The 1,205-nt window shown below is 70.4% G+C and carries 1 protein-coding gene; it reads left to right on the top strand.

Going from position 1 to position 1,205, the window contains the following annotated elements:
• The coding region (locus ACY45C_RS20080; protein WP_462189116.1) for a cytochrome P450 at positions 1–1,127 on the top strand (1,127 nt) is incomplete at its 5' end.
• Positions 1,128–1,205 lie beyond the last annotated feature (78 nt).

The following is a 1,205-nucleotide window of genomic DNA, read 5'->3' as shown; positions in this document are numbered from 1 at the left end:
ACTGGAACGAGGGCAGGATCGCCGCGGACGACCCGCTGCTTCCGCTCATCGGATGGCGTCCCGACGTCGTGTCCTACGATGGCGAGGAACATGCGCGGCTGCGCGCCGCGGTCAACGAGTGCCTGACCAGGTTCGACCGGCACGGCACCCGGCGGCACGTCCATCGCTACGCGAACCAGCTGATCGACGGCTTTGTCGAGGACGGCCGCGCGGACCTGGTGACCCAGTTCGCCGTTTACCTTCCGATGCTCGTGCTGAGCCGGCTGGTCGGCCTGAGCGAGGGGTACGGCCGGAAACTGGTCGAGGCCATCGTCGGCATGGTCAGCGGCGGCGAGGAGGCGTACGCGCACAACCAGTACATCATCGGCACCCTGCGGTCGCTGACCGAGGAGCGGCGCAGGGCCCCCGCGCACGACCTGGCGTCCTGGTTCGTCCAGCACCCCTCGGGGCTGAACGACGAGGAGGTGCTCAACCACCTGCGCCTCGTGATCGTGCTGGGCTACGAGGCCACGACGAACCTGGTCTCGAACACGCTGCGGATGGTGCTGACTGACCCCCGCTTCCGCGCGTCGCTCGCCGGCGGGCTCATGACGCTGCCGGACGCGGTCGAGCAGATGCTGTGGGACGATCCGCCGCTGCTGGTCTGCCCGGCGCGGTTCGCCACGCACGACATGCATTTCGCCGACAAGGAGATCCGCGAGGGCGACATGCTGCTGCTCGGCATCGCGGCGGGCAACGCAGATCCGGAGATCCGTCCGGATCTCGACGCGCCGATGCACGGCAACCGCTCGCACCTGGCGTTCAGCCGGGGCCCGCACGAGTGCTCGGGACAGGAGATCGCCCGCGCCATCACCGACACCGGCGTCGACGTGCTGCTCAACCGGCTACCCGACCTGCACCTCACGGTGCCGGAGGAGCAGCTGACCTGGACCGCCTCGACCTGGTCCCGGCACCTTGACGCGCTCCCGGTCAAGTTCGCCCCACAGCGCCGCCCCGCCCCGCAGTCTGCGCCAGCCGCCCCGGCGTTCTCCGCCCCGGTGGTCGAGCCGAGCGCCGCGAAGGACGCGCTGGCGGCGATGGCCGAGGCCGACGCGCAGGCCAGAGTGGACACCCGCCGCGGCTTCTGAGCCTCGCTGGGCGGCATGTTCCGCGGTCGACGCTAGGGCCTGTTTGGGAAGTATGTCCCGAGGCTGGCCGTGGATCTG

Source organism: Frankia sp. CcWB2, from assembly GCF_977927585.1.
This window is presented reverse-complemented; position numbering and strand designations above follow the sequence as displayed.